Below are 6,807 nucleotides of genomic sequence, written 5' to 3' on the forward strand. Positions count from 1 at the left end.
GCTGGTACATCTTCACCGCAGTGATAACAGGATTCACACATAAGCTTTAATTCGTTAGTTGAGTAGGAGTATCAATAGGGAAGTTCATGCGACCTTGCACTAACCATTCAGAATCATGCGGAGAAAGCTCAATAAACCATGGTCCTTGCATTTCGTGATCCAAAGTCATGGTGTAGTTGCCTTTCGCATCCGCTGTCAGTAGTTGAGTAAAATCGCGGTCAGGCAGTGTTCTGTGAACAAACATTGCGTTAATCGCAGGGAAGTGATCGAGTTTACCTTTCTCAAGAGTAATGATAACTGAGTTACCTTTCTCGTTAACTGAAGCTGAAAGGCCGAGTTCCTTTGCAATATTTACTTTTGAAATGTCGACATTAATGCCTTTTCCTTTTTTATAGTAATCCTCAGTCACTAGGTCTACAGAGTTCTGTGTGAACACAATAACCGTCATGATGGTCCAAATAACTACTGTCGCTGGCAACGCGATTAAGAACCACGGCCAAAACTGTTTATACCAAGGCTTTACCATAAAAAAGATCTCAAAAAAGAATAAAAAGAAGGGGTTATAAAATAAAGGAAAGACAGCCTCTTAGAAAGAGGCTGTTATTGAAATGTTACTTATTATCCGAGTTGCTTAAGCTCCACACGTATGATGAAATCAGTTGTACTTTATCCTCGCCTAGAATGTCTTTCCAAGCAGGCATCACGCCAGAGCGTCCGTACATTACTGTTTCCGTCACAGCTGCGCGAGAGTCGCCAAACAACCAGTCGCGGTCAGTCAGGTCAGGTGCACCTACAGCAGGGTTACCCTTACCATCTGTACCGTGACATGCAGCACATACAACAAAGCGTGCTTTACCAGCTTCAGCTTCACGAGCATTCACACTACGTCCAGAAAGGCTAAGCGTGTAGCTAACCACTTCTTTAACGCCTTGCTCGCCAAGTGCATCTTTCCAGCCTGGCATTTGGCCAACACGACCATGCATGATTGTTGTCACGATAGCTTGTGGTTCACCACCATATAGCCATGCGTCATCAGTTAGGTTAGGAAAACCTTTTTGACCACGAGCATCAGAGCCGTGACACTGAGAACAGTTTTGCAAGAATAAACGTTGGCCCACTTTAATTGCGTCAGCATCTGATGCAATGTCAGGGACAGAACGTAAACCATTTTCGTCGTGAGCTAGCTTTTTGAATGCTTCACCAAAATAGGTGTTGGCGTCATCAAGCTCTTTCGCGTACTCGTCTAACTGCTTGTTCGCTTGAGCCGCAGCAATCGAAGAGCGAGACTCTTCAATACTACGAACTTCTTGGTTTGAACTTGTCCAACCTAGTAGACCTTTAAAATTGCCAAGGCCAGGGTAAAGAGCAAGGTAAACCGCTGCAAACACAATCGTACTGATGAAAAGGTATGTCCACCATTTTGGTAGTGGGTTATTAAGCTCACGAATACCATCGTATTCATGGCCCATATCATGACCTTCTTCTACGCCAGTTCGATCTTTAAAACACCAACGAAGCAAGACAGCACAACCAATTAGGGTACCAATCGTAATCGCACTAACCCAGATACTCCAGAATGTACTCATTACTTTGTCACTCCTTGATTTTTAGAACTTGTTGCCGGCTCGTCGTCTGCAAACACTAGGTTCGCATCTTCGTCGAAACGTGATTTACGATTCTTGCCGTATGCCCACCAAACGATGCCGATGAAGCAAGCAAAAACAGTAACAGTCCAAACACTTTGAAATGTAATAATGTCCATAATTATTCCTTATTTCATTGCGTGGCCAAGCGATTGAAGGTAAGCGATGATTGCATCCATCTCTGTTTTTCCTTCAACATCTTGTTTAGCGTTAGCAATTTGTTCGTCTGTGTAAGGAACACCAAATTGATTACGGAAGAGTTCAAGCTTCTGTTGAGTCAATTTGCCATCAAGTACATTCTCAGCAAGCCATGGGAAACCAGGCATGTTTGATTCAGGAACAAGTTCACGAGGGTCGATAAGGTGAACACGGTGCCACTCATCAGAGTAACGATCACCAACACGCGCTAGATCTGGACCAGTACGCTTAGAACCCCATAGGAATGGGTGTTCCCAAACGCTTTCGCCCGCTACAGAGTAGTGACCGTAACGTTCAGTTTCAGAGCGGAAAGGACGAATCATTTGGCTGTGACATACGTTACAACCTTCGCGGATATAAATATCACGACCTTCCATTTCCAGAGCAGAGTAAACGCGTAGGTTTTCTACAGGTTCAGTCGTCTGCTTTTGGAAAATAAGAGGGGTAATTTCTACTAAAGCACCAAAACTGATAGCAATAACGATCAAGATCGCCAGTAGGCCAACGTTCTTCTCTACCAACTCATGGCGATTATTTGAATTTGAGCTCATTCTAAATCTCCTTAAGCCGGTTGAGGGATAGCTTTAAGGCTATCTTTAGGTGCAGAAACAGTTTTGTACGTGTTGTATGCCATTAGGAACATACCAGATAGGAAGATAAAACCACCTAAGAAGCGTACAAAGTAGAACGGGTAAGATGCTTCTACAGATTCAACGAAGCTGTAAGTTAATGTACCGTCAGAGTTAACTGCACGCCACATCAGACCTTGCATCACACCAGAAATCCACATTGCAACAATGTAGAAAACCGTACCAATCGTTGCTAACCAGAAGTGAACATTGATTAGAGATACAGAGTACATACGCTCTTGACCAAATAGTTTAGGAACTAAGTGGTAAACCGAACCGATAGAAACCATCGCAACCCAACCTAGCGCACCAGAGTGAACGTGACCGATAGTCCAGTCCGTGTAGTGAGATAGTGCGTTAACCGTTTTGATTGCCATCATAGGGCCTTCGAAAGTCGACATGCCGTAGAATGATAGAGAAACGATTAGGAAACGTAGGATAGGGTCGTAGCGTAGCTTATGCCACGCACCAGATAGAGTCATAATACCGTTGATCATGCCACCCCAAGATGGAGCAAACAGAACCAAAGACATAACCATACCTAGAGACTGAGTCCAGTCTGGAAGTGCTGTGTAGTGTAGGTGGTGAGGACCAGCCCAAATATACAGAGACACAAGAGCCCAGAAGTGAACAATCGACAAACGGTAAGAGTAAACAGGGCGACCAGCTTGTTTAGGAACGAAGTAATACATCATACCTAGGAAACCAGCTGTCAATAGGAAGCCTACCGCATTGTGTCCGTACCACCATTGCACCATTGCATCGATCGCTCCGGAATAAATCGAGTACGATTTAAACGCAGATACAGGAACAGCCAGGCTGTTAACGATGTGCAACACGGCAACCGTGATGATGAAGGCTCCGAAGAACCAGTTAGCTACATAAATGTGCGATGTCTTACGCTTAATCATGGTTCCGAAGAACACGACCGCATAAGCTACCCACACAAGAGTAATAGCAATATCGATTGGCCATTCAAGTTCTGCGTATTCTTTACCAGAGGTTAAACCTAACGGTAAAGTAATTGCAGCGGACAGGATAATCGCTTGCCAACCCCAAAAGGTAAAGGCTACGAGAGGGCCACCAAAGAGACGCGTCTGACAGGTACGTTGCACAACATAATATGATGTTGCAAACAGCGCACTTGTACCGAACGCAAAAATAACCGCATTAGTATGCAGGGGACGTAAACGACTGTACGTCAGCCACGGCGTATCAAAGTTTAGCTGTGGCCAAACTAATTGAGCGGCAATCAAAACACCAACGCCCATACCGACAATACCCCACAAAATTGTAACGAGGGTAAATTGACGGACGACCGTATAGTTGTAGTTTTGTTCAAGCTGCTTTTCTTGGCTCATTTGCATGCTTCCAATTTCTTATTTACTACACTTTACTTCCAACACGACTCACGTCGTAATGCCACCCAAATTAGAAAAGGAAATTCAGCCTATTCAGAGCTTTATTTCCACTTGCTGATTTTAAAAAAAAGTGGCATTTTCAACGCGACACTATACTTGAATTAACAAATCAATGACAGAGTAGTAACCTTACGCTTGGTCTGGAATTGGATTTTTATTTAAAAACTTTGAACTTTGTAACAAGGAGTAAAGATTATAATGGCGGCACAAAAGCTAACAAAAGGCAGGCTTGTTCAAATTATCGTCATGTTGGTTATTTTAATAGCTGCATTTACTTGGAGAACAGTGACATACGACAATGACGAAACAGTAAACTGTATAATTTCTAAACCTTGCCAAATTACTATTGATAAACATAATGTTTTAATTTCGGGTGATAACCTAGGGTATTCGATCGAAACATCTAAAACTGGTAAATTTATCATTAACTATAATGAGAGTGGAACTCTAGAAGAAAAAGGGGCATCAATTTGGCTGTTACGAACGAACGCTCAGAACTCCTCAATAACGGTTACATTTCCACAACAGATAGCCACACTTTCTGTAAACCTTTCTAAGGAATAACACAGTAACAAGTTAGTCTCACCTCAATTCTTTTGATAGAAATATGTACTAAGTCAGTGAAATAGATTGTATAAAAGTGTTATAAAGAGAGCATTAATAAAATCTTCCGAGATCTATGAAATTTCTATCAAAAGTCTCTTATTCCCTAGACGATAAAATCGCAGTAGATGAGCTGCTCAGTGGGGTGGCAAACCCTGACGATATTGCCTGTCTTATCTGCTACTGCACCGAAGAGTACTCCACACTTGCTGTGCAGAGATATTTGGTAGATGCGCTCCCGAATACACCAATACATGGCTGCACCACTTGTCACGGTATTATGACCGAAACAGGGTTCCATTCAGGCCCTGTGATTGGGATACTCATCATCTATGATTCCGGGATCAATGCCTACGGTACCGGCATCAGTCACTTTGGCGATTCCATAGACCGTAGTACATTCAGCGCCATCGATAAAGCATTAAAGAACGCCAACCGAGAAGGTGAAATACCCGATCTTATCTTGCTCCATTCCACCCCAGGAAATGAAGAGAAGGTGATGGCGGCCATCGATAACAAATTTGGCACAGAGGTGCCGATTATTGGTGGAAGCGCAGCAGACAATCAAGTGTCTGGAAATTGGAGTATCTTTACCGAAGAAGCTCTTGCTATTAATGGCGTCTCTTTAACGGTGTTTTTTGCGTCACAATCCATCTATTCATCTTTTAGCGCCGGTCATACACCCACTCAGTATTCAGGCACCGTCACCAAAGTAAGAAATCGAATATTGTTAGAGATCGACCATAGGCCTGCGACCACCGTTTATAATGAATGGACTAATTTTCATTTAGGTGGCAGTGATGATGGGTATATTTTTGAAAAGTCGACAGTTTATCCATTAGGTCGAAAGGTCGGTTCTTCTTACGACTACCCATATTTCAAGTTGTCGCATTCGATCAGAGAAACTGAGTGTAACGGTATCGAGTTGTTCACTGATATCAATGAAGGTGACACCATCTATTTGATGCAAGGCTCTAAGCAACAACTTATCAGCCGTGCCGCTAACATCATTCATTCGTCTTACTATAATGATATGGATCTTGAAGAAAAATTAGGGGCGATCAACATATTCTGTGCAGGACCAATGCTGCACCTAAAACAAGATATGGATGAGGTTTGTGACCAAATCAATCACGCACTTGGTGGGCTTCCATACATATGTCCATTTACGTTTGGTGAGCAAGGCAGACTCTCTGGTGGTGAGAATGCGCACGGAAATTTGATGGTATCGTCTGCAACGTTTTATAGGCTGAAAAAGTAATGGATACTGAAGACCAGGAAGCGCTGCAAGAAGCTCGTATTGAACTCCAAAAACTAAAGGTCCGTGAACGTAAATTAGCTGAAGAGAATAGGGTGATCCTATCGACTATCTCTGCGATCAGTAAGGCGAGTAACATATCTGAAATATTTTCTAGTCTCGAATTCGCACTCAAAAAATACATAAAGTTTGATGATTTTATTGTGGTATCAAGAGTAGGGAATGAAGGTAGTTTCAAAACCCTGTTAACCAATAACAAAGTATTCGAACAAATGAATTGGACAGATTGTGGCAAGCTATCGCGAGTCATTAATGGAGAATGTGCCATTCTTTTTGAACCCAAATCTCTGGGTGAATTCAGCACTTTGCATCCCATTATCCTAGACCAAATTAACTCCGTACTGATTACTGGTATTGATAGCGGGCTTACACAATCCGTTATCATCTTTATCCATTCCAATACCAAACACTTTAGTATTGAAACCAAAGCCACTCTAAACCGATTTCGACCGCTGATTGAGCGTGCTGTTTTCGATATTGAAAACAAAGAAAAACTTGAAGCGACAGTCCGAGAACGTACAGCAGAACTCGTAGCAGCAAGAAAAGACGCAGAAAGAGCCAACAAAGCCAAATCTGAATTCTTAGCAATGATGAGTCATGAGTTAAGAACGCCGCTAAACGCCACCATAGGCTTAATCGACACGCTAAAGTCCACACCGCTGAATGATGAACAACAGTCTATATTGTTAAATATGAGTACATCATCTGAACTCCTATTGGCGATCATCAGTGATGTATTGGACTTTTCAAAGATTGAATCTGGATGCTTCTCGTTGGCTCCTCAATGGAGCAATGCAAGAGACACTGTAACTTTTGTTTTATCTGAACAAAAGAAGATAGCAGACGATAAAGGGTTGTCGTTAACCCTAACTAGCGACATTCCAGAAGGTGAACTACATTACATCGACCCAAGTCGCTTAGCACAGATCCTTTTTAATCTCATTGGTAACGCAATAAAGTTCACTGAACACGGGCATGTACATGTTTCTATTACC

Annotated in this window: 8 protein-coding genes; 3 read left to right on the forward strand and 5 right to left on the reverse strand. The window is 42.5% G+C overall.

The window, feature by feature from the left end; genetic code table 11:
- Positions 1 to 46: 46 nt before the first annotated feature.
- The 5 genes from AB4653_RS15860 to ccoN all read right to left on the reverse strand — a co-directional run bounded on the left by AB4653_RS15860 (position 47) and on the right by ccoN (position 3,837).
- Complete coding sequence (locus AB4653_RS15860; RefSeq protein WP_009846710.1) at positions 47 to 526, reverse strand: FixH family protein; 480 nt, start codon at positions 524 to 526, stop codon at positions 47 to 49.
- 85 nt (positions 527 to 611) lie between these two features.
- Complete coding sequence (ccoP, locus tag AB4653_RS15865; RefSeq protein WP_009846709.1) at positions 612 to 1,586, reverse strand: cytochrome-c oxidase, cbb3-type subunit III; 975 nt, start codon at positions 1,584 to 1,586, stop codon at positions 612 to 614.
- Entirely contained in the window at positions 1,586 to 1,762 is a 177-nt protein-coding gene (locus AB4653_RS15870) for a CcoQ/FixQ family Cbb3-type cytochrome c oxidase assembly chaperone (RefSeq protein WP_009846708.1), read from the reverse strand. The genes ccoP and AB4653_RS15870 overlap by 1 nt, the downstream gene beginning before the upstream one ends.
- Positions 1,763 to 1,771: 9 nt before the next feature.
- A complete protein-coding gene (gene ccoO / locus AB4653_RS15875) occupies positions 1,772 to 2,392 on the reverse strand; it encodes a cytochrome-c oxidase, cbb3-type subunit II (protein ID WP_004742292.1) in 621 nt (206 codons plus the stop codon).
- Positions 2,393 to 2,403: 11 nt separating this feature from the next.
- Positions 2,404 to 3,837, reverse strand: a complete 1,434-nt coding sequence (ccoN, locus tag AB4653_RS15880) for a cytochrome-c oxidase, cbb3-type subunit I (RefSeq protein ID WP_009846707.1) — start codon at positions 3,835 to 3,837, stop codon at positions 2,404 to 2,406.
- A 252-nt stretch (positions 3,838 to 4,089) separates the two neighbouring features.
- Between ccoN and AB4653_RS15885 the strand changes: the two genes are divergently transcribed.
- The 3 genes from AB4653_RS15885 to AB4653_RS15895 all read left to right on the forward strand — a co-directional run.
- The gene (locus AB4653_RS15885; protein WP_009846706.1) at positions 4,090 to 4,455 is read left to right on the forward strand and encodes a hypothetical protein; all 366 of its coding nucleotides are present in this window, start codon (positions 4,090 to 4,092) and stop codon (positions 4,453 to 4,455) included.
- Between the two features lie 115 nt (positions 4,456 to 4,570).
- Positions 4,571 to 5,755, forward strand: a complete 1,185-nt coding sequence (locus AB4653_RS15890) for an FIST signal transduction protein (RefSeq protein ID WP_009846705.1) — start codon at positions 4,571 to 4,573, stop codon at positions 5,753 to 5,755.
- A partial coding sequence (locus tag AB4653_RS15895) for a histidine kinase dimerization/phospho-acceptor domain-containing protein (RefSeq protein WP_372104692.1) occupies positions 5,755 to 6,807 on the forward strand: 1,053 nt, incomplete at its 3' end. The genes AB4653_RS15890 and AB4653_RS15895, both read left to right, overlap by 1 nt.

Source organism: Vibrio sp. 10N.222.48.A3, from assembly GCF_041475345.1.
Lineage (GTDB): Bacteria > Pseudomonadota > Gammaproteobacteria > Enterobacterales > Vibrionaceae > Vibrio > Vibrio tasmaniensis_A.